Source organism: Variovorax sp. P1_H2, from assembly GCF_056405295.1.
In genome coordinates this window covers 32909-56163 of sequence record NZ_JBFUCJ010000036.1, presented here as the reverse complement: position 1 = coordinate 56163, position 23255 = coordinate 32909, and the positions used below count along the sequence as shown (strand labels likewise).

Below are 23255 nucleotides of genomic sequence, written 5' to 3'. Positions count from 1 at the left end.
GACCGGGCCAACGCCAGGTTGCCGGCCTTGACGCCGTCATAGATACCGCGCATGAGCAGCCGCCGCTCGTCGTCCAGCGGCAGGTGGCAGGCGATGCCGGCACTCGCCATCGCCTGCTCGTAGAGACCGACCCGATAGGTGCCTTCGGTGGCCATCAGCGCGGCGCTGCGCACGCCTCGGGCCGCCAGGCTGGCCGACACTTCACGCGCCACGTGCAGCACCTCGATCTGCGGAAATCGTGCCTGCAGCGTCCCGTGCCAGGCATGCGCCGTGTTGCAGGCGATGGCCACGGCGCGGCTGCCCAGCGCCGCCAGCCGGCCCAGTGCCTGCAGCATCGGCTCGAGCGGCTGGTGCGCGCCCAGCGCCGCCGATTCGAGCGCGCCGCTGCGGTCGGGCACCGGCACCTGGGCCAGCCAGTGCTCGGGGAACGCCTGGTCGTCCACCGCCTGGCCGCGCGCCCGCAGCAGCACCGCGCAGGCCTCGACGAACAGGCGCACGAAGTCGGCCCCCGCCGCCGGGCCCATGCCGCCGAGGATGCCGACGGTCTGCGGCGTGCGCATGGGTTGCAGCCTTCCGCGTTCAGGTCGCCGGCTTGTCGTTCGGCGCCTGGATGTTCTCGCGCAGCTGCGGGCTCATCGGCAGGTTCAGCGGCACGCCGCGGGGCGGAATCGGCTGCAGGAACCACTTCGCGTACATCTTCTCGAATTCGCCGCTCTTCATGAGGCCGGTGAAGGTGTCGTCCACCAGCTTCTTGAAGGCCGGGTCGTCCTTGGCCAGCATGCAGGCATAGGGCTCGACCTGCAGGGCGTCGCCGACGACCTCGAAGTCGGCCGGGTTCTTGGCATTGGCGATCAGGCCGAACAGCAGGATGTCGTCCATCGCGAAGGCCACCGCGCGGTCGCTCTCGACCAGCAGGAAGGCATCGGCGTGGTCCTTGCCGAGCACCAGGTCCATGTCGAGGTTCTTCTCGGCGTTGTACTTGCGCATGACCAGCGCATTGGTGGTGCCGGTGGTGCTGGCCACGGTCTTCTTCGCCAGGTCCGCGTAATTCTTGATCTTCGAGGACTTCTTCACCAGCAGCCGGGTGCCGGTGTAGAAGTGGTTGACCGCGAAGCTGACATCCTTGGCGCGGGCCGTGTTGTTGGTGGTCGAGCCGCATTCCAGGTCGATGGTGCCGTTGGCGATCAGCGGGATCCGGTTCTGCGAAGTCACCGGCATCAGCGCCACTTCGAGCTTGGGCTTGTTGAGCTTCTTCCTGACCGCATCGACCACCGCATTGGACAGTTCGACCGAGAAGCCGATCGGCTTGTTCGGACCGTCGAGGTAGCTGAAGGGCACGGACGATTCGCGGTAGGCCAGCGTGATCTTGCCGCTCTCGGCGATCTTGGCCAGGGTGTCGGCGGCTTGGGCGCCCGTGGTGGCGGCGGCGAGCAGAACCGCTGCCAACGATGCGGAGAATTTCATGCGAGCCCTTTCGGCTGGTTGAAGGTCAGCGAGTGTAGGAATCAATCGGCCGCCGATCACAATTCCTTTTGCGCCGCCGCCCATGACCAAAAGTTATGGGGCGGCCAGGCCATGCGCTTTGGCTATGGGCTGCGGCGCTTTTGGCATTTCCCGGCACGGCGCCGCAGGCCTAGAGTCGACCCCTCCAAGGAACTGCGAGAGGAAATCGTCATGCACGTCTGCGTGCTCGGGGCCGGCATCGTCGGCCTGGCGACCGCCTGGCAACTGAACCGCCAGGGTTTCCAGGTCAGCGTGATCGACCGCGCCACGCCCGGCGCCGGGGCGAGCGGCGGCAATGGCGCGCAGCTGAGCTACTCCTACGTGCAGCCGCTGGCCGACCCGTCGATCTGGAAGCAACTGCCCAAGCTGCTGCTCTCGCCTTCTTCGCCGCTCAAGCTGCGCCCGCAGCTCGACCCGCTGCAATGGCGCTGGGCCCTGGCCTTCCTGGCGGCCTGCAATGCCCGCACCTCGCACGAGAGCACCGCCCGCCTGCTGGCGCTGGCGGCGCAGAGCCGAGCGGCCTTCGAGGCCATGCGCGCCGACGTCGCGCCCGATTGCGATTTCTCGGCCACCGGCAAGCTGGTGCTCTATCCCGGCGCGGCATCGTTGGCGGGCGCCCAGYGGCAGCTCGAACTGCAGCGCGCGATGGGCAGCCGGCAGCGCCTGGTCACGGCCGACGAGTGCATCGCCATCGAGCCCGCGCTGGCTGGCTATCGCACGCAGATCGCCGGCGCGATCCACACGCCCAGCGAATGCGCGGCCGACTGCCTCAAGGTCTGCACGGAACTCGTGCGGGCGCTGAGCGCTCGCGGCGTGCGCTTCGTGCTCGACAGCGAGATCTCCGGTTTCGACTCGCGCGGCGGCCGGGTGGCCGCGGTGCAGACCGCCGCCGGCGACATCGAGGCCGATGCCTTCGTGATGGCGCTGGGCGCCGCCTCGCACCGGCTGGGTCGCCAGCTCGGCGCCTACCTGCCGGTCTACCCGCTCAAGGGCTACAGCATCACGGTCGACGTCGATCCGGCGGCCGGCGCGGCGCCCCGGGTGAGCGTGACCGACAGCACCCGCAAGGTGGTGTTCGCGCGCATCGGATCGCGCCTGCGCGTCGCCGGCATGGCCGAGCTGGTCGGGCATGACGCCAGCATCCCCGCAGCCCGCATCGAGACCCTGGCCGAGGCCACGCGCGCCGTGTTTCCGCAGGCCGGCCGGCTGGAAGCGCTGCACCCCTGGACCGGCATGCGCCCGGCCACGCCGACCGGCGTGCCGATCGTCGGCCGGCTCGAAGGCGCGCCGTCCAACATGATCTTCAATACCGGGCACGGTGCGCTCGGGTTCACGCTGGCCTTCGGGTCGGCCGAGCGGGTGGGTGAGGCCCTGGCCCCTGCCCAGGCCACTTTGGGGTAGCCTCTAGCCTGAGCCAAGACAGCAAGGAGACAACGATGGCCAACACCCTTTCCCCCGCCGAAGAAGCACTGCGCGATGCCGCACGGGAATACCACCGATCGCCCGTCAAGGGCAAGATCTCGATCTCGCCGACCAAGCCTCTGCTCAACCAGCGCGACCTGTCGCTGGCGTATTCGCCCGGCGTGGCGTACCCCTGCCTCGACATCGAGGCCGACCCCTCGCTGGCGGCCGAGTACACCTCGCGCGGCAACCTGGTGGGCGTGGTCACCAACGGCACCGCGGTGCTGGGCCTGGGCAACATCGGACCGCTGGCCAGCAAGCCGGTGATGGAGGGCAAGGGCTGCCTGTTCAAGAAGTTCGCCGGCATCGACGTCTTCGACATCGAACTGGCCGAGAACGACCCCGACAAGCTGGTCGACATCATCGCCGCGCTCGAGCCCACGCTGGGCGGCATCAACCTCGAGGACATCAAGGCGCCCGAGTGCTTCTACATCGAGAGGAAGCTGCGCGAGCGCATGAACATCCCGGTCTTCCACGACGACCAGCACGGCACCGCGATCATCTCGGCGGCGGCGCTGATCAACGGCCTGGAACTGGTCGGCAAGAAGATCGAGGAGGTCAAGATCGCGGTCTCGGGCGCCGGCGCCGCGGCGATCGCCTGCCTCGACGTCATGGTGGGCCTGGGCGTCAAGCCGGCCAACATCCACGCGGTCGACTCCAAGGGCCTGATCTACATCGGCCGGCCGGGCGGCTTCGACGACTCCAAGACCCGCTACGCGCAGAAGGACAGCGGCGACCGCACGCTCGCCGACGTCATGAAGAACGCCGACGTCTTCCTCGGCTGCTCGGCGCCCGGCGTGGTCACGCAGGACATGGTCAAGAGCATGGCGCGCCAGCCGATCATCCTGGCGCTGGCCAACCCCGAGCCCGAGATCCGGCCCGAACTGGCGAAGGAAGTGCGCCCCGACTGCATCATCGCCACCGGCCGTTCGGACTACCCGAACCAGGTCAACAACGTGCTGTGCTTCCCCTACATCTTCCGCGGCGCCCTCGACTGCGGCGCGAGCAAGATCACGGAAGAAATGAAGTTGGCCTGCGTGCACGAGATCGCCAGCCTCACCAAGGCCGACATCAGCGAGGAGGTCGCCACCGCCTACGCCGGCCAGGAACTGGCCTTCGGGCCCGACTACATCATCCCGAAGCCCTTCGACTCGCGGCTGATCCTGCGCATCGCGCCCGCGGTCGCCAAGGCGGCGCAGGCCTCGGGCGTGGCGGCCCGGCCGATCGAGGACCTCGACACCTACCGCCAGCACCTGACCCGCTTCGTCTACCAGACCGGCATGTTCATGCGGCCGGTGTTCAGCGCCGCCAAGCTGGCCACCGCCAAGCGCGTGGCCTACGCCGAAGGCGAGGACGACCGCGTGCTGCGCGCCGCCCAGCTGGCGGTCGACGAGGGCCTGGCCAAGCCGATCCTGGTCGGACGCCCGGCCGTGATCGAGGCCCGCATCAAGAAGGCCGGGCTGCACATCAGCCTGGGCAAGGACGTCGAGTGCGTCGACCCCGAAGACGATCCGCGCTTCCGCATCTACTGGGAAGCCTACCACCAGATCATGGGCCGGCGCGGCATCACGCCCGAGGCCTCGAAGGCGATGGTGCGGCGCTCCAACACGACCATCGCCTCGCTGATGCTGCACCTCGGCGACGCCGATGCGATGCTGTGCGGCCTGGTCGGCCGCTTCGACAGCCACCTGAAGATCCTGAACCAGGTGCTGGGCCTGAAGCGCGGCGCGCCGGGCTTCGCCACGCTCAACGCGCTGACGCTCGAAAAATACACGCTGTTCATCGCCGACACCAACGTCCACGAAGACCCGAGCGCCGAGACCCTGGCCAACATCGCGATGATGGCGGCCGACGAGGTGCGGCGCTTCGGCCTGCCGCCCAAGGTCGCCTTCCTGTCGCACTCCAACTTCGGCTCGTCCGAGCGCGCCTCGGCGCGCAAGATGCGTCTCGCGCGCGACCTGTTCGCCAAGATGGCGCCCGACATCGAATGCGATGGCGAGATGCACGGCGATGCCGCGCTGTCGGAGGACGTGCGCCTCAAGGCACTGCCCGAGACCTCGCTCACCGGCGAGGCCAACCTGCTGATCTGCCCGAACCTCGATGCGGCCAACATCCTCTTCAACGTGCTGAAGATGACCGGCGGCAACGGCGTCACGGTCGGCCCGATCCTGATGGGCGCGCAGGGCTCGGCCCACATCCTGACGGCCTCCTCGACCGTGCGCCGGGTGGTCAACATGACCGCGCTGGCGGTGGCCGACGCGAATTCGCCGCGCTAGGCCGGCAGCGGCGACTCTCCCCCTGCCTGTTCCACGAGGGCCAGGACGCGCAGGGGGCTGCCGGAGCCTTGCTCGATCTTCAGCGGCGCCGAGACGATGAACGCCCCCACGGGCGGAAGCAGGTCGAGATTCTTCAAGCACTGCAGGCCGTAGCGGCCGGCGCCGTGCATCAGGGTATGACAGGGATAGGGCATCGGCCAGCCGTGGGACTGGCCGGCATCGGTGTTGATGGTTTCCACGCCGAATCCGTGCACCTTCCGCTCATGCACCAACCACTCGACCGCTTCTTGGGTGGGACCCGGCGTGTGGGCACCGTCCTCGCGCATGTTGACGAACGCCACCGGGTTGCTCAGGCGCTTGGACCAATCGGTGCGGAATAACAGCCAGGCACCTTCGGGAATGCGCCCGTGCGCGGATTCCCAGCGCTTCAAGTGATAGACGCTCAACAGCCAATCGGCGTCCTCGGCCGCTTCCCGGCTGCAATCCACGACCACGGCCGGCGCCAGGAAGTGGCCGGGATCGATGGTGTCCACGGTGTTCGCCCCCAGGTCCTTGCCGGTGATCCAGTGAGCAGGCGCATCGAAGTGCGTGCCGGTGTGCTCGCCGCAGCTGAAGTTGTTCCAGTACCAGGCGGGTCCGGCGGCGTCGTAGTGCGAGATGCGCTCGATCTTGAAGCCGCTGACCTGGCCGAACTGCGCCGGCAGCTGGAGTGGCGGGAAGTCCTCGCTCAGGGTCTGCGTCAGGTCGACGGTGCGGACCGTCTTGTTGCGCATGGCTTCGGCCAGCTGTCCCAGAATGCTCATCAATTGCTGCTGTTCGTCGTGTGAAAACCATCCGCCGTCTCGTCATGCCTTGAGGTGGGCCAGCGCGATCACCGAGACCGGCTTGATCGGCGCCTGCGCCGCGAAGACGCCCAGGCACCCGACCTCGGTCCCTCGGGCCTGCGCCAGCAGGTGCGCGACGGTGTGTTGGCAATAGCGCCCCTGGCAATAGCCCATGCCGGTCCGGCAGGCGAGCTTCACGCTGTTCACGTCGCTCACATGGGGGTTGTCGCCAAGGAACTCGCGCACGGTACCGGCCGGGACTTCCTCGCAGCGGCAAATCACCGTGTCGTCGGCGGCCAGTCGCGCCAGCGCATCGAGCCGCGGCTCGAAGAAGCGCAGCACGACGTCGGTGAAGCGCCGCGCCTTGGCGATGGCGCGAGTCGTCTGCCGCAAGGCCGCCGCCTGCGCCTCCGAAGGCGCCTCGCCACGGATCCCGGCGACGATGTTCAGCGCCGCCAACCGCCCTTCGAGAAAGGCGACTTCGGCACCGTTGACCCCGGCCGGCTCACCGGCGACATAGACGGGGTCCACGGTCGTGCGCATGCGCTCGTCGTGCTGGACGATCCAGCCGCCCTCTGCGGGACGCCATTGAACGGCGCAACCGGCCTGACGGGCCAGCTCGCTGGAGGCCAGCAGTCCGTAGCCGACGACCAGGGTGTCGGCCTGAAGCACCCGCTCGGTGCCGGGGCGTGCATGCCACTCGTTGTCGGCATCGCACAAGGTCACCCGCTGCACGGCGTCATCGCCCTGCGCGCGCAGCACGAGAGTGCCGAAACGGACGGGGACGCCATGCCGCTGGAGGTTGCGCAGTGCCGTTGCGGTCTGGGCCAGCAGGCGGAAGTGACCGGGGACCGCCGGCCACCCGGCGAGCAGTTCGTTCACGGCGGGCTTGGGCCGCGCGATGGCCACCTCGAGAACCTCGCCACCCGCCTGCACCAGCAGGTCGGCGACCAGCAGCAACAGCGGATGCGAGCCGGCGAGCACAAAGCGCTTTCCGGCGCGCAGGAACTGGCTCTTGGCCAGCGTCTGGATACCGCCCGCGGACATCACGCCGGGCAAGGTCCAGCCGGGAAACGCCACCGGCAGGTCGTAAGCCCCGGTGGCGATCAACAGCGATCGGCCTTCGAGCAGTTCGGTGTCGTCGGCTTGCGAGATGGCCAGCCGCACGCGGCCGCCGCCGGGCGGTTGAAACACCCCCCAGGCCGCGCGGCCCAGCCGCCATTCGATGGCCTTMGAACGGCGCGCACGCTCGAGCAAGGGCTCGCCGAACGCGTAGCTCTTGAATGCGCTCGAAGGCGGGCTGCGAAAGGTCTGCGGGGGCTGGCGGAAGATCTGTCCACCCACGTCGTGCTGTTCATCGACAACGACGACATGCAAGCCATGCTCGGCGGCCGTCAGTGCGGCCGATAGGCCGGCCGGGCCAGCGCCAACGACGATGAGGTCGAATGTGGATTCCTCAATCATGGCGCGGCACCTCGATTTGCATGTGCTCTGCCACGCGCGTCATGCAACTGCGCACCGCGGGTCGGCCGTCGATGGTCACCAGGCAGTCGAAGCACACGCCCATGTTGCAGACCGGGGCCCGCGGAGCGCCCGACGCCGTGCGGCGGAAGACGACGATGCCCGCCGCCAGCAAGGCCGTCGCCACCGTCTCTCCCGGATGGCACGAGGTGGCGACGCCATTGATGTAGATGCAGATCGGCGCGGGCCGGGTCACGTCGGCATCGATGCGGATGCAATCAGGCAAGGGTCAGGCTCCCGAAACGTCGAGGGTCGTAGGCACGCACGTCGAAGGCCTCGGGCCGGCCGAGGATCTTGTCGGCGAGGATTCGCGCGTAGGTCGGGCCGAGCGTGAAGGCCGAGCCGCCCGTCGCGATGAACAGGCCCGCGGCCTTGGGCACTTCACCGATCAACGGCAACTGGTCGGCTATCAGGGCCGTGGTGCCGGTCCAGACGCGCAGCACCGGAAGATGAGCGACGGCGGGCACGACGGCAGCCGCGGCAGTCATGTTGCCGACCAGCGAGGGCAGCAGCAGTTCGGGCCGGCGGTCCAGATCGACCTGGCCGCCGGATTGCCGCAGTGCGGCGGGCCAGCCGCCGCCGATCAGGACATTGCCTTCCGGCGTCTGCTTCATCGACAGGCGTCGCCCGGCGTGCTGGACAAGGTGCGCGATCAAGGGTGCCGTGCGTGCGGTGGCCGCCATCGTCAAGCCGACGGGACTGACCGGCAGGACGACGCCCGCCATCAGTGCCAGCCGCCCCGACCATGCGCCTGCGGCGATGACCACGTGCTCGGCCTGGCAGACGCCGCCGTCGTCGAAGGCCACATGCCATCCGCGTCCGTTGCGGCGCATCGATTGCACGCCGGTTCGCGAGTGAACCTGCGCGCCCAGGCGCATCGCGGCGCGGGCGTAGGCCAGCGCGCAGCGCCGCGGATCGGCCTTGCCCTCGGCGGCGCAGAAGGCCGCCGCGATGACGGCCTCGCCCAGATAGGGCGCACGCGCCCGCACGGCGGCGCGGTCCAGCAACTCGGTCTGCAGGCCCGCCGCTTGTTCCAGCGCCATCTTGCGACCCAGCCGCTCCACCTGCTCGGACGTTTCGGCGACCATGAAGCCACCATGCTGCACCACGCCCAGCTCGGCGCCGAGCTCGACCTCGAGGTGGCTCCAGGCGCGCTGGGCGTCCAGGTGTAGGGGGATGGCTTCGGCCGCCTTGCGCGCGGCCGACTCGCCGTTCTCGATCATCCGGTACTCGAGCTGAAAATGCAGGCTGCCGGCGTTCTGGCCCGAGGCCTGGGCGTTGAGTTGGTTTTTCTCGACCAGCAGCACCTCGGTGCCCGCGGCCGCCAACAGATAGCCGACCGCGCAGCCGAGCAGGCCACCGCCCACCACCAGGGTGCTGATGCGGTCGGGCCGGTCTTTCACCGTGAACACCGGAGGGATCACGTGTCGGCGAGCGGGACGTTGGCGAGGCCCAGCCCTTCGAGCGTGGCGCGAACCTGCTCGACTTCGCCCGCCRTCAGCTGGAGCAGCGGTCGACGCACATGGCCCGCAGGAACGCCGCGCAGGCGCAGCGCGGTCTTGAGGATGGCCTGCGCGCTGCCGAAGTTGCCGGCGAAGTCCTTGTTGAACCAGGCCTTCATGAGGACCCGGTCGCGTTCGCCCAGCGCGATCGCGCCGGCCTTGTCGCCGGCCGCGACACGGCGCCAGAAGTCGGGATGGTCCGCGCCGAGCACGCCGCCCGCGCCCATCAGGCCATCGCTGATCCCCAGCGATGCCAGGTCGGCGCCGAGGGCCGAGGTGGGCATGTTGAAGTAGCGCACCTTGTGCCGCAGCGCATAGGCGCCCTGCAGGAAGAGCGCGAAGTCGGGGGTGGAATTCTTGATCGCCACCACGTGGTCGATCTCGGCCAGCTCGTCGAGCAGTTCGACGTCCATGTCGACCACGCAGCCGCGCGGCCAGTTGTAGATGCAGATCGGAATGTCGGTGGCATCGGACACGTCGGTGTAGAACTGCACCAGCTCGCGCCGGCTCGGCACGACGTAGGGCGGCGGCGTCAGCAGGATGCCGTCGAGCCCGGCACGCTCCGCGGCGCGCGCATGGCGGATGGCCTCGGCCGCGGTGTAGGCGTTGCAGCCGCCGAGCACGGTGATCCGCCTGTCGATAGTGCGGCCGGCTTCGACGAACAGCTGGGCCCGCTCGGCCTCGCTCAGGCTGAACCATTCGCCCGAAGTGCCCGCCAGCACCACGCCATGCATGCGCTCTTGCACATACCACTCCAGTTGAGCGGCCAGGGCGGACCAGTCCATGTCGCCTTGGCGCGTGAAGGGCGTGGTGATGGCGGGGATGTAGCCCGTCCAGTCGACATCGTTGCGGTTCATTCGATTCTTCTCCTCAGTTCAAGGCGGCATCGGCTTCGATCTCGATCAGGAAATCGGGCAGGGCCAGCGCTTGCACGCCGATGAAGGTGTTGGCCGCGGGCAAGGCATCGCCGTAGAAGGCGGCGATCTCGGCGCAGATCGGCCCCAGCTTGTCGGGCGTGTGGTCGACCACGTAGGTGCGCAGCCGCACCACGTCGGCGGGCGTCGCACCGGCTGCGGCCAGCACTTCCTTGAGATTGGCGAGGGCCTGGCGCGTCTGCGCAATCACGTCGCCCTGGCCGATCAGCGTGCAGTCGCGGTCCCAGGCGACCTGTCCCGCCAGGTGAAGCGTGCGTCCGCCGTTCTGCAGGACCGCATGGGAAAAACCGAACGGGACGGTCTGGTACATGGACTCGGGATTGATGATTTGGCGTGTCATGGGGTGCTCCGATGAGGCAATGAAAATGAGGTGGAGGGCTTCAGAACGGCCGCCCGTGCACGACCAGTTCGAGGATGTTCTGCCAGGGATCGAGGAAGTACTGGTACTGGGAACCGGCGGTCGGTCCTGCGGAAAAGGCGATGCGCTCGAAGACCGTGCAACCGTTGTCGCGCAGCAGCTGCGCCGCCGCCTCCATGTCTTCGACCTCGATGCCGAGGTGATGGCTGCCGATGTGGTTGCTTCGCACCGGGGCGGTGGTATCGCTGGCCGGCCTTGCATAGGCGAAGAGTTCGAGCTTGATGGTGCCCGGCAGGCCGAGCAGCACGAGTTCGAGCCGCGCGCCGACGACACCGACATGCGCTTCGGTCCAGTCGCGGCCATCGGCTTCGCGCGGCAGTTCCGCCGCGTCGACCGGCCCGATGCGGTAGAGGATCTGCGCGCCGAAGACGCGCTGGTAGAAGGCGATGACCGGCTCGAGTTCCGCGACGGTCCAGGCGACATGGTCGATGCGGCGGATGCCCAGTGGATTGGTGTTCATGGGGGTGATTTCCGAATAGGGTTCAGGACCGGGCCAGTTGGTGGGCATGCAGCCGGACACCCAGCGCCACGCCGGACGCCGTGGGTTGCGGGGTCACAAGGCTGACGCAGACCACCGTGACCACATTGATCGCCATCGCGATCAAGCCGACCTCCCACCCCGGGAACAACGCGCTCCACCACGGTTGTGCGAAAGGAGCGACCAGGGCGACGAAGCCCACCACGATGCCGGCCACCACGCCCCATGCGGAGGTTCTCTTCCACAGGAAGGCCAGGAACACGCCCGGGCCCAACATGCCGATGGCGGAGTAGGCCTTCAGCAGGATCGCCACCAGCGATCCCTTCTGATCCATCGACAGCCACACGGCGAGCGTGGCGAATGCCACCAGCGCGGTGCGCGAGATCAGCAGTCCCTTGGATTCGCTCAGGCCCGGGCAGACCGGCGTCACCACATTGCGCGTGAAGATCGTGCCGGCCGTGAGCAGCAGCACCGAGCCGGGCACGAGGGCCAGCAAGACGCCGGTGCCTGCCAGCAGGCCGACCACCCAGTCGGGGTACTTGGTGGACACGAACTGCAGCAGCGCGGCGTTCATGTTGTTGTCAGGGGGCATGGTGCCCGCGACCAGGGCGGCCAGGCCCAGCAGGATGATGAAGAAGTAGGCCATCGAGTAGATCGGCTGCCAGATCGCGTTGCGCCGGATGGCGGTCGGGCTGTGGGCCGAATACGAGATCTGGAACAGATGCGGGAACACCCAGTTGCCGAGGGCGACGTTCAAGGCCGCGGTGATCAGCCACACGTTGGTGGTCGGTGCGTCGGGGTCGGCGCCGGGCAGCTTGCCGATGCCGGGCCGGATGGCCTCCGCCATGTCGAAGATGTCGAACATCGAGCTGGCGCCGACCTTGCGAGCGACCGTCGAGGCCAGGACCACCATCAGGACGATCATCATCACGTCCTTGACGGCGGCCGCGAACGCCGCCGAGCGCAGGCCCGCGAACAGGACGAAGGCCACCATCAGGACCCCGGCAACGATCAACGACAGCGTGGGCGACAACGCCTGGTCGAAAGTCAGCGAGACGATCAGGCTCAGGCTGACCAGCTGGATCTGCACGTAGATGACCAGGCTGGCGATGCCGATCAGGCCGGTGATCACGCCCAGCCACGGCGCGTCGTAGCGATAGGCGAAGAAGTCCGCCTGCGTCAGCAAGCCCGCACTGCGCCCGGCGCGCCATATCTTCGGCATCAGCAGGTAGCCGATCGCGAACGAGAGGGAAACCGAGCAGAACGCGAGGTAGGCCGGCGCCCCCAGCGCCCAGGCGTAGCCCGCAATGCCGAACACGGCGAAGGTGGTGTAGATCTCGCCGGCATTCATGAACCAGAAAAGCAGGGTCCCCATGCTTCGGCCGCCGACTGCCCAGTCGGCCACCGTCTTGCCGCGCGACGCTGCACGGCCGAAGCCGATGGCTCCCACGACCGTCGCCAGCAGCAACAGGGCCGCAACCGTGTACTTCATGGCGACACCTTCGTGGCCGTGGCGGCGATGAATTCGGCCTCTTCCCCTTCGAGCCCTGCGCGCCGATCGAGATGGAAGACCAGCCCGAAGATCAAGCTGGCGAAAACCACGCCGGCCATTTGCCAGACCATCGGGAAGGGCATGCCGAAAGGCCGCAGCGCCACCTCGTTCACGAGGGGAATGCAGCCGACCTGCCAGATGAAGGGCAGTGCAAGGAGCGCCAGATGCGGCCGCTTGGGAGCAGCGCCGATATCGGCCGTCCATGTTGGAGTCGTCATGCTTGCCTCGCAGAGAAATGGATTGAGCTGAATGAGAATTTTTGTGCACTCTCACTGCACATTCAAAGAATATGATTTCGATCAAAGCAAGTCAATCCTCTTATGTGTAGAGGAATACCCTTGGCTTTGGCCTCACACAAAGCAAAACAAATGTGTAGTACAGCTACACATTTAATTCATCACGTATGCTCTTCGCCTCGGCTTTCACACATGCTTGAATCACAGTGCTCGGTAAACGATTGAATGAATTGCGGATCGCTCGCGGCCTCTCGCTGCGGGCGCTGGCGAAAGATGCCGGGGTCTCGCCCACGCTGTTGAGCCAGATCGAACGCGAAGTGACCGAGCCCAGCCTGAACACGCTGCGCGCCTTGAGCGCGGTGTTCGGCGAATCCATGGCCGCGCTGTTTCTGGACCCCGAGGCGCCGTCGGTCTGGCTCAGCCGTCCCGGCGAGCGCACACAGATCATCGGCCCCAAGGGGGCCGTCAGCTACGAGCGCCTGACCCGAGGCAACGGCCCGATGGAAGTGCTGCGCGCCGTGTTCGTTCCGGGCCAGTATTCGGTCGCCGACACGGTCAGCCACCCCTCGGTCGAGTGCATCTACGTCATCCGCGGCACGATGACCGTCGAAGTGGCGGGCGTTGCGCATCAGGTGAACGCAGGCGAGGCCATCAGCTTCGAAGCGATCCACGCGCACCGCTACATCAATCATGGGGACGTCGATGCCGAGATCATCCTGTCGGTGACGCCACCGATTCCCTGATTCACCCGCCCCGCGCACAAAGCCGGACGCCCTGTTGCGGTGCGCGCGGCGGGGCGTTCGTTCGCCCGCTCTCCTGTGCCGGCGGAAACCCACGGTTACCGCATGCACCTGCCTGGGCCGGCCGGAAGGGTTCGCACCAAGTGCGTGCCGGCACCGTTTTTGCTTGAATCCCGTGCATCCCTCCCCCCTCACGGAATCCTGAATGAACAAGCGCCACCTGCTCCAGACCTTCCTCGCCGCCTCCGCGCTCAGCTTCGGGCTGGGCACTGCGCATGCGCAGACGACGCCGATCAAGTTCCAGCTGGACTGGCGCTTCGAGGGACCCGGGGCCTTCTTCACCCACCCTGCCGCCAAGGGCTACTTCAAGGCCAACGGCCTCGACGTCACGGTCGACGCCGGCAACGGCTCGGGCGGCGCGGTCACGCGCGTGGCCTCGGGCGCCTATGACATGGGCTTCGCCGACCTGGCGGCGCTGATGGAGTTCCACGCCAACAACCCCGACAGCCCGAACAAACCGGTCGCGGTCATGATGGTCTACAACAACACGCCGGCCTCCGTGATGGCGCTCAAGAAGAGCGGCATCACCAAGCCCACCGACCTGACGGGCAAGAAGCTCGGCGCGCCGGTGTTCGACGCCGGCCGCCGCGCCTTCCCGATCTTCGCCAAGGCCAACAACATCGGCGCGGTGAACTGGACCGCGATGGACCCGACCCTGCGCGAAACGATGCTGCTGCGCGGCGACATCGACGCCATCACCGGCTTCACCTTCACCTCGCTGCTGAACCTGGAGTCGCGCGGCGCCAAGGCGGCCGACATCGTCGTCCTGCCCTACCCCGACTACGGCGTGAAGCTGTATGGCAACGCGATCATCGCCTCGCCCAAGCTGATCAAGGAGAACCCGGCGGCGGTCAAGGCCTTCCTCGCGGCCTTCACCAAGGGCGCCAAGGAAGTGATTGCCAATCCGGCGGTCGCGATCGAATCGATCAAGGCCCGCGACGGCATCGTCAACAGCGAACTCGAGACGCGCCGCCTCAAGCTTGCGATCGACACCGTGGTCAACACGCCCGACGCCCGCGCCGAGGGCTTCGGCCAGGTCAACGCCGGCCGGCTGTCGCTGATGGCTTCGCAGGTGTCGGACGCCTTCGGGACCAAGACGCGCGTCAATCCGGATGCGGTGTGGAACGGTTCGATGCTGCCGCCGGCGGCCGAGCTCAACATTCTGCGCAAGTGACGGCGGGAACGGAGAACGAGCCCTTCGTCGACTTCCAGGACGTCTGGCTCGCCTACAACGAGGAACTGCTGCGCGCCAACCACTTCGCGGTCGAGGCGATCGACCTGAAGGTCAAGCGCGGCGAGTTCATCGCCATCGTCGGGCCATCGGGCTGCGGCAAGTCGACCTTCATGAAGCTTACGACGGGCCTGCGAATGCCGTCGATGGGCAAGATCCGGATCGACGGCGCGCCCGTGACCGGGCCGCTGAAGATCTCGGGCATGGCCTTCCAGGCGCCGTCGCTGCTGCCCTGGCGCACCACGGTCGATAACGTGCTGCTGCCGCTGGAGATCGTCGAGCCCTATCGCTCGACCTTCAAGGCCAAGCGGAAGGCGTACGTCGAGCGGGCCCGCAAGCTGCTGCAGAAGGTCGGCCTCGGCGGCTACGAGGACAAGTTCCCGTGGCAGCTCTCGGGCGGCATGCAGCAGCGCGCGAGCATCTGCCGCGCGCTGATCCACGAGCCCAAGATGCTGTTGCTCGACGAGCCCTTCGGCGCGCTCGACGCCTTCACGCGCGAGGAGCTCTGGTGCATCCTGCGCGACCTCTGGACCGAGCAGCGGTTCAACGTGATCCTGGTCACGCACGACCTGCGCGAATCGGTGTTCCTCGCCGACACCGTGTACGTGATGAGCAAGAGTCCGGGCCGTTTCGTGGTCAAGCGCGAAATCGACCTGCCGCGCCCGCGCGAACTGGCGCTGACCTACACCAAGGAATTCACCGACATCGTGCTCGAACTGCGCGGCCACATCGGCGCCATCCGGAGCCACGCGATCGGCGACGCCGCGCAGACGCCGGCCGCGATCCCGCAGTAAGCCATCCATGAAGAACAACAAGCAAATCGAACGCTGGTCGCCCTGGCTGCTGCTGGTCGCGGTCATCGTGCTGTGGCAGATCATCTGCTCGGGCTTCGGCGTCTCGGAGTTCATCTTCCCGAGCCCCTGGCGCATCTGGACCCAGTTCTGGGAGTTCAAGGAAATCATCGCCGGCCACGCCTGGCGCACCTTCTGGGTCACGATGGCCGGCTTCGGGCTGGCGATCATGGTGGGCGTGCTGCTGGGCTTCGTGATCGGCAGCTCGCGCCTGGCCTATGCGGCGATGTACCCGCTGATGACGGCCTTCAACGCGCTGCCCAAGGCGGCCTTCGTGCCGATCCTGGTGGTCTGGTTCGGCATCGGCGTCGGGCCGGCGATCCTCACCGCCTTCCTGATCAGCTTCTTCCCGATCATGGTCAACATCGCGACCGGCCTGGCAACCCTGGAGCCCGAACTCGAGGACGTGCTGCGCGTGCTCGGCGCCAAGCGCTGGGACGTGCTCATGAAGATCGGCTTCCCGCGCTCGATGCCCTACTTCTTCGCCTCGCTCAAGGTGGCGATCACGCTGGCCTTCGTCGGCACCACGGTGTCGGAGATGACCGCCGCCAACGAGGGCATCGGCTACCTGCTGATCTCGGCCGGCTCGTCGATGCAGATGGGCCTGGCCTTCGCCGGCCTGATGGTGGTCGGCGCGATGGCGATGGGCATGTACGAGCTCTTCAGCGCGGTCGAGAAGCACACGACGGGGTGGGCGCACCGGGGTTCGCAGGGGGAGTGAAATCCCGCAACCTTGCCGGTTCTTTCCAAAGGAGACGAACATGATCAAGGTCAGCGTGATGTACCCCCACACCCCCGGCGCGCGTTTCGACCACGCCTACTACCGCGACAAGCACATGCCGCTGCTGAAGAGCCGGATGGGCGATGCCTGCAAGTCCTACACGATCGACAAGGGCATCGCGGGCGGCGCGCCCGGCGAGGCCGCCACCTACGTGGGCATGTGCCATGTCTTCGCCGACTCGGTGGAGGCCTTCCAGGCCGCCTTCGGGCCGCACGCGAAAGAGATCATGGCCGACATCGCGAACTACACCGACATCAAGCCGGTGATGCAGATCAGCGAAGTGGTGGTGGGTTAGCCCCCGCCAAGGCACGACCTCGCGCCGCAACCAACTCGGCCGGCGAAGCCAGGGCCGCTGGTGTTGCCCCCGGCGGGGGGTGGGCGGCTACACGAAGTGAGCCAACCTGGGGGTGAGCCTAGACCAGCCGGGTCTCGATCTCGGTCTTGACCTCGGTCATCAAGCGGTGGACAGGGCACTTGCCCGCCACGCGAAGAAGATCTTCGCGCTGCGCTTCGCTCAGATTGCCTGTGACGCGCAGCGACGTGCCCAGTCGATAGGTGCCCCTGCGTTCTTCGCTGTCGTCGCGGTCGACGATCACTTCGATCTCTTCCACCGGAATGCCCTTGCGCTGCGCGTAGACCAGCACGGTGAGCGCCTTGCAGGCACCGAGCGATGCATCGTAGAGATCATGCGGCAAGGGCCCCTCATCCTTGCCGCCGAGATCCGGCGATGCATCGACCGGAAACTCGTGTGCGCGGATCTTGACGATGTGCCGGGTACTGGCGATGCCGTCGCGGCGGACTGTGATGCTCATGAAAGTCTCCTGATGATCGGACGCGATGGTAGCGCCCGAATGCTTCAGGCAGCCTGCGCGTGCGGCACGGTCTGCATGCGATGTACTTCCGATTCGCCATGCTTCGCGAGCAACTGCATCAGGTGCTTGCGGATCAGCATGCCGGGGCGGTCCGACTCCATCGAGTATTCGACGCCGCGCCGCCGCGTGTCGACCAGGGCGTCGGGGTCGGTCGACTCGAGGATGTCCTTGTCCTCGCGCGTGATCTCCTCGTCGAAGTCGATCAGCATCTGCGCCGCGCAGTCGGCCTCGGCGTCGTTGCGGAACAGCCATTGGCACAGCTGCATCCGGCCATCGTCGATCGGCGTGAAGCAGTTGATGATGATGTGGCGAATGCCCGACGGGTACTCGATGTCGAGCCGGCGCGAGAAGGGCAGGAAGTAGGCATTGCGCATGTGGCGCGTGGTGATCGGTTCGGTCACGCCGCTGATGGCATGGAACCTGGAAGGGTTTGCCGCCTCGATCACGGTCTCGGCGTAGAAACCGCTGTCGTTCTCCACCAGCTGGTACTTGCTCGGCTTCGGGCTCGACGCCACGCCGAAGGTCGCGCGGTGCACGAAGCTGAAGTGCGAGTTGTCGAAGGAGTTTTCCAGCGCGCGCATCGGGCTGGTCTGCCACTCTTCGTAGAACTGGTGGATGGTGCGAAAGCCCGGGTCGTCGAACTCCGGGATCGCGGGAATCTCGGCGATCGGCTCCTCGAGCGCGACCCAGGCATAGCCATAGCGCGCGCTGCAGTGGTAGGCCGTGGTCTTGTACTCGGGCGAGATCCTGCGGTCGGCCTCGTACTGCGGGATGCGGATCACCTGGCCGCCGCGGTCGTAGGTCCAGCCGTGGTAGCCGCACTGGATGGCGCCCTGCCCGCAGGCCTTGCCCTCGCCGTCGACGCACCAGCCCTTCGACAGCTTCGCCGTGCGGTGGCAGCAGCGGTCGCGCAAGGCGGCGGGCTGGCCTTCGGCATCGAGGAACAGGACGATGTTCTCGCCGAGCAGCGTGAAGGGCCTGGGCCCCTGCTGCAGATCGGCCAAGGGCATGACGGCATGCCAGAACTTGCGAAAGACGGGTTGCTGCGTGACGAGCATGAGAAGACTCCTTCGGTTGCGTGAGGTCCAACTTGAAAGAGCAATTTCCCGCCATGGCCTGCGCGCCAAAGCTGAACGCTTCTACTCTGCGCCGCTCTTCATGCAATTTGCGGGCCCGAGACAGCTGGCATGCGTCCTGCGTACCGATGAGCAAGAGTAGAAGCGTTCAGCAGCGCACGCACCCCGTTCGTGCACCGCCCGGAAATTGCTCTTGAAGTGCCTCGCCGCCCCATGGCGCGGTGTTCAAGACCCTCGATTTCCGGAGATCAAACGCATGCAACGCCGCAGCTTCATCACCACGGGCGCCGCCTGCGCCGCCGCCCTCGCCGTCCCCGCCGTCTTCGCGCAGGGCAGCAAGCCGACGCCGCTCAAGTTCACGCTGGACTTTCGGATCAACGGCCAGACCGCGCCCTTCTTCCTGGCCGAGAGCAAGGGCTACTACAGGGACGAGGGCCTCGACGTCACGATCGACACCGGCGCCGGCTCGGTGGCGTCGATCACGCGGATCGCGAGCGGCGTCTACCAGCTGGGCCTGGGCGACATCAGCGCGCTGGTCGAGTTCAACGCGCAGAACCCGGGCACCCCGATGGTGCAGGCGGTCTACCAGTACTACAACCGCGCACCGTTCGTGATCATCGGCCGCAAGGACCGCGGCGTCAGCACCGACTTCAAGAGCCTGCAAGGCAAGAAGGTCGCGGCCGCGGCCGTCGAATCGACGCGTCGCGCCTGGCCGATGGTGGCGCGCAAGCAAGGCATGAAGGTCGACGCCTTCCAGTGGCAGACCACCGACTTCAGCGCCCGCGACAACGTGATGGTGCGCGGCGACGTCGATGCCGCCACCTACTTCCACGACTCGGCGGTTTCGCTGTTCGCGCGCATGAAGGCCGAGGAGCTCTCGGTGCTCAAGTACGCGGATGCCGGCGTCGACCTGTACGGCAACGCGATCCTTGCCAGCAGCAACCTGATCGCCCAGAACCCGAAGGCGGTGGCGGCCTTCCTGCGCGCCACCAACCGCGCGATCGTCGAGACCTTCGCCAGTCCGGCGCCCAGCATCGCGGCGATGCGCCAGCGCGAACCGATCCTCGATCCGAAGATCGAACTCGAGCGCTGGGCCATCACCGCGCAGTATGTCGGCGCGGCCGACACCCGCGGGCATGGCCTCGGCGACATCCGGAAGCTGCTGCTCGAGCAGCAGGTCGACGAGGTGGCCGAGGTGTTCGGCCTCAAGACCAGGCCGTCGGCCGACGCAATCTTCAACAGCTCGATGCTGCCGGCGCGCAATGAACGTAGCATCAAGGTATGAGCCCCCGCCCGGCCGTTCCGAAGGGGGCTCGCACCGCAGTGCGAAGCACGAAGGGTTCCGAATGAGCTCACTCGCATCCGACAACTTTCCCGCTGAACAAGCACTCGACGAGCGCGACGGCCGCTACCTGCGCAAGGCGATCGTCTGGTCGCACGCCGGACGCCGGCGCGGCAACCGTCCCTTCGGCGCGGTGGTGGTCTCGGCCGACGGCGAGGTGCTGGCCGAGGCCTACTGCAACACGGCCGAGACCGGCGACGTCACGGGCCATGCCGAGACCAACGCGGTGCGCATGCTCGGGGCACGCAAGCTGTCGCGCGAAGAGCTCGCGGGCGCCACGATCTATTCGTCGGGCGAGCCCTGCGTGATGTGCGCGGGCGCGATCTTCTGGTCGAACATCGGCCGCGTGGTGTTCGGCATCGACGCCCAACGGCTGCGCGTGTTCCGCGGCGAGCGCCGCGACCAGCGCGATCCCGAGCTGTCCTGCCGCGACGTGTTTCGCGCCTCGCCGCATCCGATCGAGTGCATCGGCCCGGCGCTGGTCGACGAAGCCGGCGCGGCGCACGTCGGGGCGTGGAAGACCTGAAGCGGCAGGCGCCGGAGTCCCTACACTTGCCGCATGCCCTGGCACGCAAGACTCGACCTCGACTACCAATCCGAAAACCACCGCAGTGTCGCGCGCTTCCGCCACGAAGGCCCGCTGCGCATCCTGCAGAGCCTCTACCCCGAGGGCGATGCGGTCTGCCACAACGTGCTGGTGCATCCGCCGGGCGGACTGGTCGGCGGCGACACGCTGGACATCCGCGTGCGAGCGGCCGCCGGCAGCCACGGGCTCATCACCACGCCCGGCGCCTCGCGCTTCTACCGTTCCGACGGCGAACTGGCGCTGCAGCGCACCGCGCTGCGGGTCGAGGCCGGTGCCCGCCTCGAATGGCTGCCGCTCGAGGCGATCTGCTTCAGCGGCTGCCGGGCCGAGAACCGGCTGACCCTGCGCCTGGACGAAGGCGCGGAGCTGATCGGCTGGGACGTCACGGCGCTGGGCCTGCCGAACGCCGGCAAGCCCTTCGAACTCGGCACGCTGCAGCAGCACATCGAGGTGCCGGGCGTCTGGCTGGAGCGCGGGCGCATCGACGCCCGGGACCGGCGCCTGCTCCAGAGCCCGCTCGGCCTGGCGGGCCAGCGCTGCCTGGCGTCGATCTTCTTCGTCGCCGGCTCGCCCATTGCGCGCGCGCGGCGCGATGCGGCGCTCGACGTCGCCCGCTCGCTGATCGACGCACATACGCTGCACGAGAGCGCCGGCGCCACCAGTCCGCATGCCGAGATCATCGTGCTGCGCACCCTGGCGCCGGTGGTGGAGCCGGCCATGCATCTGCTGCGCCAGGTCTGGAAGGCCTGGCGCGCCGAACTCTGGAACATGGCCAGCCAGCCACCGCGCATCTGGTCGATGTAGGTGAACAGACCCTGATCCGCTGAAACGGGTGCTCGTCCGACGAGAGCGCCTCGCGGCGCTGCCCAGGGCCTGTTCGCAGGCCCTAGACTGGGCGGCGATGACCCGCACCGACATCCCGGCTCGACTCGACCGATTGCCCTGGTCGCGCTGGCACTGGCGCGTGGTGGTCGCATTGGGGGTGGCCTGGGTGCTCGACGGCCTCGAGGTGACGCTGGTCGGGTCGATCGGCGGCGTGCTCGAGCGGCCCGACACGCTGGGCCTGACCGCAGCGCAGATCGGCGGCTCGGGCTCGCTCTACGTCGGCGGCGCCGTGATCGGCGCGCTGGTGTTCGGCCGGCTGGCCGATCGGCTGGGGCGCAAGAAGCTGTTCCTGGTCACGCTGGCGGTGTATGCCGCGGCGACGCTGGCCACGGCCTTCTCGCCGAACTTCGGCTTCTTCGCACTGTGCCGCTTCGCCACCGGCCTCGGCATCGGCGGCGAGTACGCGGCCATCAACTCGGCCATCGACGAACTGATCCCGGCACGCGTGCGCGGCCGCGTGAATCTCGCGATCAACGGCAGCTTCTGGATCGGCGCGGCCCTCGGCGCCGGCCTGAGCCTGTGGCTGCTCGATCCGCAGGTGCTCGGCCCGGTGCGGGGCTGGCGTGCCGCCTTCGCACTCGGCGCACTGCTCGCGGTGGCGATCCTGCTGGTGCGGCGCAACGTGCCCGAAAGCCCGCGCTGGCTGATCGCCCACGGCCGCGCCGAGGAAGCCGAGTGCATCGTGCGGCAGATCGAAGCCCAGGTGGGCGAACGGCACGGGCCGCTGGCGCCGCCGGTCGGCCACCTGAGCTTCGGAGACCGGGCCCGCCCCGGCTGGCGCGAGGTCGCCCACGTGCTGCTGCGGCGCTACCCGCAGCGCAGTGCGGTGGCACTGGCCTTGATGGTCTCGCAGGCCTTCTTCTACAACGCGATCTTCTTCACCTATGCGCTGGTGCTGACCCGCTTCCACGGCGTGCCCGCCGAAAGAGTCGCGCTCTACATCTTTCCGTTCGCGCTCGGCAACGTGCTCGGGCCGCTGCTGCTGGGCCCGCTGTTCGACCACGTGGGCCGGCGCCGCATGATCGCTCTCACCTACGTGCTGTCGGGCGTCGGCCTGGCGCTGACCGGCTGGGCCTTCATGCAGGGCTGGCTCGACGCCCGCAGCCAGGCGCTCTGCTGGTCGGCGGTGTTCTTCCTCGCCTCGGCGGCGGCCAGCTCGGCCTACCTCACCGTCAGCGAGGTGTTCCCGCTCGAGATGCGCGCGGTCGCGATCTCGATCTTCTATGCGGTGGGCACCGGCGCCGGCGGTTTCGCGGCGCCGGTGTTGTTCGGTGCGCTGATCGAGACCGGCAGCCGCGGCGCGGTCGCCATCGGCTACGCCATTGGCGCTGCGCTGGTCATCTTTGCCGGCGTGATGGCCCTGCGCTACGCGGTGGACGCGGAGCGCAGGCCGCTCGAGGACGTGGCGCCGCCGCTCGGCGCGAACCTCACTCGATGATCGCGCGCTTGACGTCTTCCTGGAGGTTGCGCAGGTGTTCGCGCATCGCCGCCCGCGCGCGCTCGGGGTCGCGCGCGCGCAGGGCCTGGATGATCTGGCCGTGCTCGTCGTGGTTCTCGCGCTGCCGGTGCAGCGGGCTGTGCAGGCGGAACAGCCGCGCATTCACGCGCAGTTCCTCGACCAGCCGCGGGAACACCACGTTGCCGCTGGCGGTCGAGATCAGCTGATGGAAGCGGTCGTCGAAATGCCAGTGCTCGGTCTCGTCGTGCTCGCCGCTGTCGAGGGTCTTGAGATCGGCTTCGAGCGCATCGATCTCGGCGTCGGTGATCTTGCCGCAGGCCTGCGCGATGGCCTCGCATTCGATCACCTCGCGGGCCCGCATGCAGTCGAAGTACTCTTTGGTGCCCAGCGCGCGCACCGCATAGGAGCGCGCGTCGCGCCGCACCAGCAGGCCCTCGCCGGCGAGCCGCACCAGCGCCTCGCGCATCGGCGTGCGCGAGATCCGCAGGTCGTCCGCCAGGCGGCCTTCCTGCAGCGGACTGCCGGGCGAGATCTTGCGGTCGAGGATCAGCGTGCGCAGGCTCGTGTAAGCCTGCTCGGCCAGGCTGGCGGAGCGCACCTCGAGCGGTGCGATGGTGATGGTGGCGGGTTGCGCCGGACTGGGGAGGCTTGGCATGCGGAGGTGAA

25 protein-coding genes are annotated in these 23255 nt (G+C 67.8%); 11 read left to right on the top strand and 14 right to left on the bottom strand.

Annotated elements, in window-relative coordinates:
• Together AC1D2E_RS14965 and AC1D2E_RS14960 are read right to left on the bottom strand one after the other, a co-directional pair.
• On the bottom strand, window positions 1-560 hold a 560-nt coding region (locus AC1D2E_RS14965), incomplete at its 3' end, for an aspartate/glutamate racemase family protein (RefSeq protein WP_478198120.1).
• A gap of 19 nt (window positions 561-579) precedes the next feature.
• Window positions 580-1464, bottom strand: coding sequence for a transporter substrate-binding domain-containing protein (locus AC1D2E_RS14960; RefSeq protein ID WP_478198119.1), 885 nt, complete (start codon window positions 1462-1464; stop codon window positions 580-582).
• Between the two features lie 210 nt (window positions 1465-1674).
• Here AC1D2E_RS14960 and AC1D2E_RS14955 point away from each other — a divergent pair, with 210 nt between their 5' ends.
• The gene (locus tag AC1D2E_RS14955; protein WP_478198118.1) at window positions 1675-2904 is read left to right on the top strand and encodes a D-amino acid dehydrogenase; all 1230 of its coding nucleotides are present in this window, start codon (window positions 1675-1677) and stop codon (window positions 2902-2904) included.
• A 35-nt stretch (window positions 2905-2939) separates the two neighbouring features.
• A complete protein-coding gene (locus AC1D2E_RS14950; RefSeq protein WP_478198117.1) occupies window positions 2940-5240 on the top strand; it encodes an NADP-dependent malic enzyme in 2301 nt (766 codons plus the stop codon).
• On the opposite strand, the gene AC1D2E_RS14945 is transcribed toward AC1D2E_RS14950, so the two are convergent.
• From AC1D2E_RS14945 to AC1D2E_RS14905, 9 genes are read right to left on the bottom strand one after another with little or no spacing between them, the layout of a single operon-like run.
• Window positions 5237-6043 (bottom strand): cyclase family protein, encoded by an 807-nt coding sequence (locus tag AC1D2E_RS14945; protein ID WP_478198116.1) that lies wholly within the window; start codon window positions 6041-6043, stop codon window positions 5237-5239. The two genes, AC1D2E_RS14950 and AC1D2E_RS14945, sit on opposite strands and share 4 nt — an antisense overlap.
• A 42-nt stretch (window positions 6044-6085) precedes the next feature.
• On the bottom strand, window positions 6086-7528 hold the full coding sequence (locus AC1D2E_RS14940; RefSeq protein ID WP_478198115.1) for an FAD-dependent oxidoreductase: 1443 nt from the start codon (window positions 7526-7528) through the stop codon (window positions 6086-6088).
• On the bottom strand, window positions 7521-7811 hold the full coding sequence (locus AC1D2E_RS14935) for a (2Fe-2S)-binding protein (protein ID WP_478198114.1): 291 nt from the start codon (window positions 7809-7811) through the stop codon (window positions 7521-7523). Before AC1D2E_RS14935 ends, AC1D2E_RS14940 begins: the two co-directional genes overlap by 8 nt.
• Complete coding sequence (locus tag AC1D2E_RS14930; protein WP_478198113.1) at window positions 7804-8997, bottom strand: NAD(P)/FAD-dependent oxidoreductase; 1194 nt, start codon at window positions 8995-8997, stop codon at window positions 7804-7806. The genes AC1D2E_RS14935 and AC1D2E_RS14930 overlap by 8 nt, the downstream gene beginning before the upstream one ends.
• A gap of 8 nt (window positions 8998-9005) precedes the next feature.
• Window positions 9006-9944 (bottom strand): dihydrodipicolinate synthase family protein, encoded by a 939-nt coding sequence (locus AC1D2E_RS14925; protein ID WP_478198112.1) that lies wholly within the window; start codon window positions 9942-9944, stop codon window positions 9006-9008.
• A 13-nt stretch (window positions 9945-9957) separates the two neighbouring features.
• The gene (locus AC1D2E_RS14920; RefSeq protein WP_478198111.1) at window positions 9958-10362 is read right to left on the bottom strand and encodes a RidA family protein; all 405 of its coding nucleotides are present in this window, start codon (window positions 10360-10362) and stop codon (window positions 9958-9960) included.
• 40 nt (window positions 10363-10402) lie between these two features.
• Window positions 10403-10900: a VOC family protein gene (locus tag AC1D2E_RS14915; protein ID WP_478198110.1), complete on the bottom strand. Its 498-nt coding sequence runs from the start codon at window positions 10898-10900 to the stop codon at window positions 10403-10405.
• A 22-nt stretch (window positions 10901-10922) separates the two neighbouring features.
• Window positions 10923-12410 (bottom strand): sodium:solute symporter family protein, encoded by a 1488-nt coding sequence (locus AC1D2E_RS14910; protein ID WP_478198109.1) that lies wholly within the window; start codon window positions 12408-12410, stop codon window positions 10923-10925.
• On the bottom strand, window positions 12407-12688 hold the full coding sequence (locus AC1D2E_RS14905; protein ID WP_478198108.1) for a DUF3311 domain-containing protein: 282 nt from the start codon (window positions 12686-12688) through the stop codon (window positions 12407-12409). The genes AC1D2E_RS14910 and AC1D2E_RS14905 overlap by 4 nt, the downstream gene beginning before the upstream one ends.
• 224 nt (window positions 12689-12912) lie before the next feature.
• On the opposite strand from AC1D2E_RS14905, the gene AC1D2E_RS14900 reads away from it, so the two are divergent.
• From AC1D2E_RS14900 to AC1D2E_RS14880, 5 genes are all read left to right on the top strand, one after another.
• Window positions 12913-13449 carry a helix-turn-helix domain-containing protein gene (locus AC1D2E_RS14900; RefSeq protein ID WP_478198107.1) on the top strand — a complete coding sequence of 179 codons (537 nt, stop codon included), beginning with the start codon at window positions 12913-12915 and terminating at the stop codon, window positions 13447-13449.
• A gap of 202 nt (window positions 13450-13651) precedes the next feature.
• Entirely contained in the window at window positions 13652-14680 is a 1029-nt protein-coding gene (locus tag AC1D2E_RS14895) for an ABC transporter substrate-binding protein (RefSeq protein ID WP_478198106.1), read from the top strand.
• Window positions 14677-15531: an ABC transporter ATP-binding protein gene (locus AC1D2E_RS14890; RefSeq protein ID WP_478198105.1), complete on the top strand. Its 855-nt coding sequence runs from the start codon at window positions 14677-14679 to the stop codon at window positions 15529-15531. Before AC1D2E_RS14895 ends, AC1D2E_RS14890 begins: the two co-directional genes overlap by 4 nt.
• A 7-nt stretch (window positions 15532-15538) precedes the next feature.
• Window positions 15539-16309: an ABC transporter permease gene (locus tag AC1D2E_RS14885; protein ID WP_478198104.1), complete on the top strand. Its 771-nt coding sequence runs from the start codon at window positions 15539-15541 to the stop codon at window positions 16307-16309.
• 40 nt (window positions 16310-16349) lie between these two features.
• Window positions 16350-16664, top strand: a complete 315-nt coding sequence (locus tag AC1D2E_RS14880) for an EthD family reductase (protein ID WP_478198103.1) — start codon at window positions 16350-16352, stop codon at window positions 16662-16664.
• Window positions 16665-16782: 118 nt separating this feature from the next.
• Here the strand turns inward: AC1D2E_RS14880 and AC1D2E_RS14875 are convergent, their stop codons facing one another.
• Both AC1D2E_RS14875 and AC1D2E_RS14870 read right to left on the bottom strand, forming a co-directional pair.
• Window positions 16783-17181: an OsmC family protein gene (locus AC1D2E_RS14875; RefSeq protein ID WP_478198102.1), complete on the bottom strand. Its 399-nt coding sequence runs from the start codon at window positions 17179-17181 to the stop codon at window positions 16783-16785.
• A gap of 44 nt (window positions 17182-17225) precedes the next feature.
• Entirely contained in the window at window positions 17226-18299 is a 1074-nt protein-coding gene (locus tag AC1D2E_RS14870; protein ID WP_478198101.1) for an aromatic ring-hydroxylating dioxygenase subunit alpha, read from the bottom strand.
• A gap of 274 nt (window positions 18300-18573) precedes the next feature.
• Here AC1D2E_RS14870 and AC1D2E_RS14865 point away from each other — a divergent pair, with 274 nt between their 5' ends.
• The 4 genes from AC1D2E_RS14865 (at window position 18574) to AC1D2E_RS14850 (ending at window position 22568) form a co-directional block, all read left to right on the top strand.
• Window positions 18574-19602, top strand: coding sequence for an ABC transporter substrate-binding protein (locus AC1D2E_RS14865; protein ID WP_478198100.1), 1029 nt, complete (start codon window positions 18574-18576; stop codon window positions 19600-19602).
• A 61-nt stretch (window positions 19603-19663) separates the two neighbouring features.
• Window positions 19664-20185: a nucleoside deaminase gene (locus AC1D2E_RS14860; protein WP_478198099.1), complete on the top strand. Its 522-nt coding sequence runs from the start codon at window positions 19664-19666 to the stop codon at window positions 20183-20185.
• 33 nt (window positions 20186-20218) lie between these two features.
• On the top strand, window positions 20219-21049 hold the full coding sequence (locus AC1D2E_RS14855; protein WP_478198098.1) for an urease accessory protein UreD: 831 nt from the start codon (window positions 20219-20221) through the stop codon (window positions 21047-21049).
• Between the two features lie 97 nt (window positions 21050-21146).
• Window positions 21147-22568 carry an MFS transporter gene (locus AC1D2E_RS14850; RefSeq protein WP_478198097.1) on the top strand — a complete coding sequence of 474 codons (1422 nt, stop codon included), beginning with the start codon at window positions 21147-21149 and terminating at the stop codon, window positions 22566-22568.
• Here AC1D2E_RS14850 and AC1D2E_RS14845 read toward each other — a convergent pair.
• Window positions 22558-23244, bottom strand: coding sequence for a GntR family transcriptional regulator (locus tag AC1D2E_RS14845; protein WP_478198096.1), 687 nt, complete (start codon window positions 23242-23244; stop codon window positions 22558-22560). The genes AC1D2E_RS14850 and AC1D2E_RS14845 overlap by 11 nt on opposite strands.
• Window positions 23245-23255 lie beyond the last annotated feature (11 nt).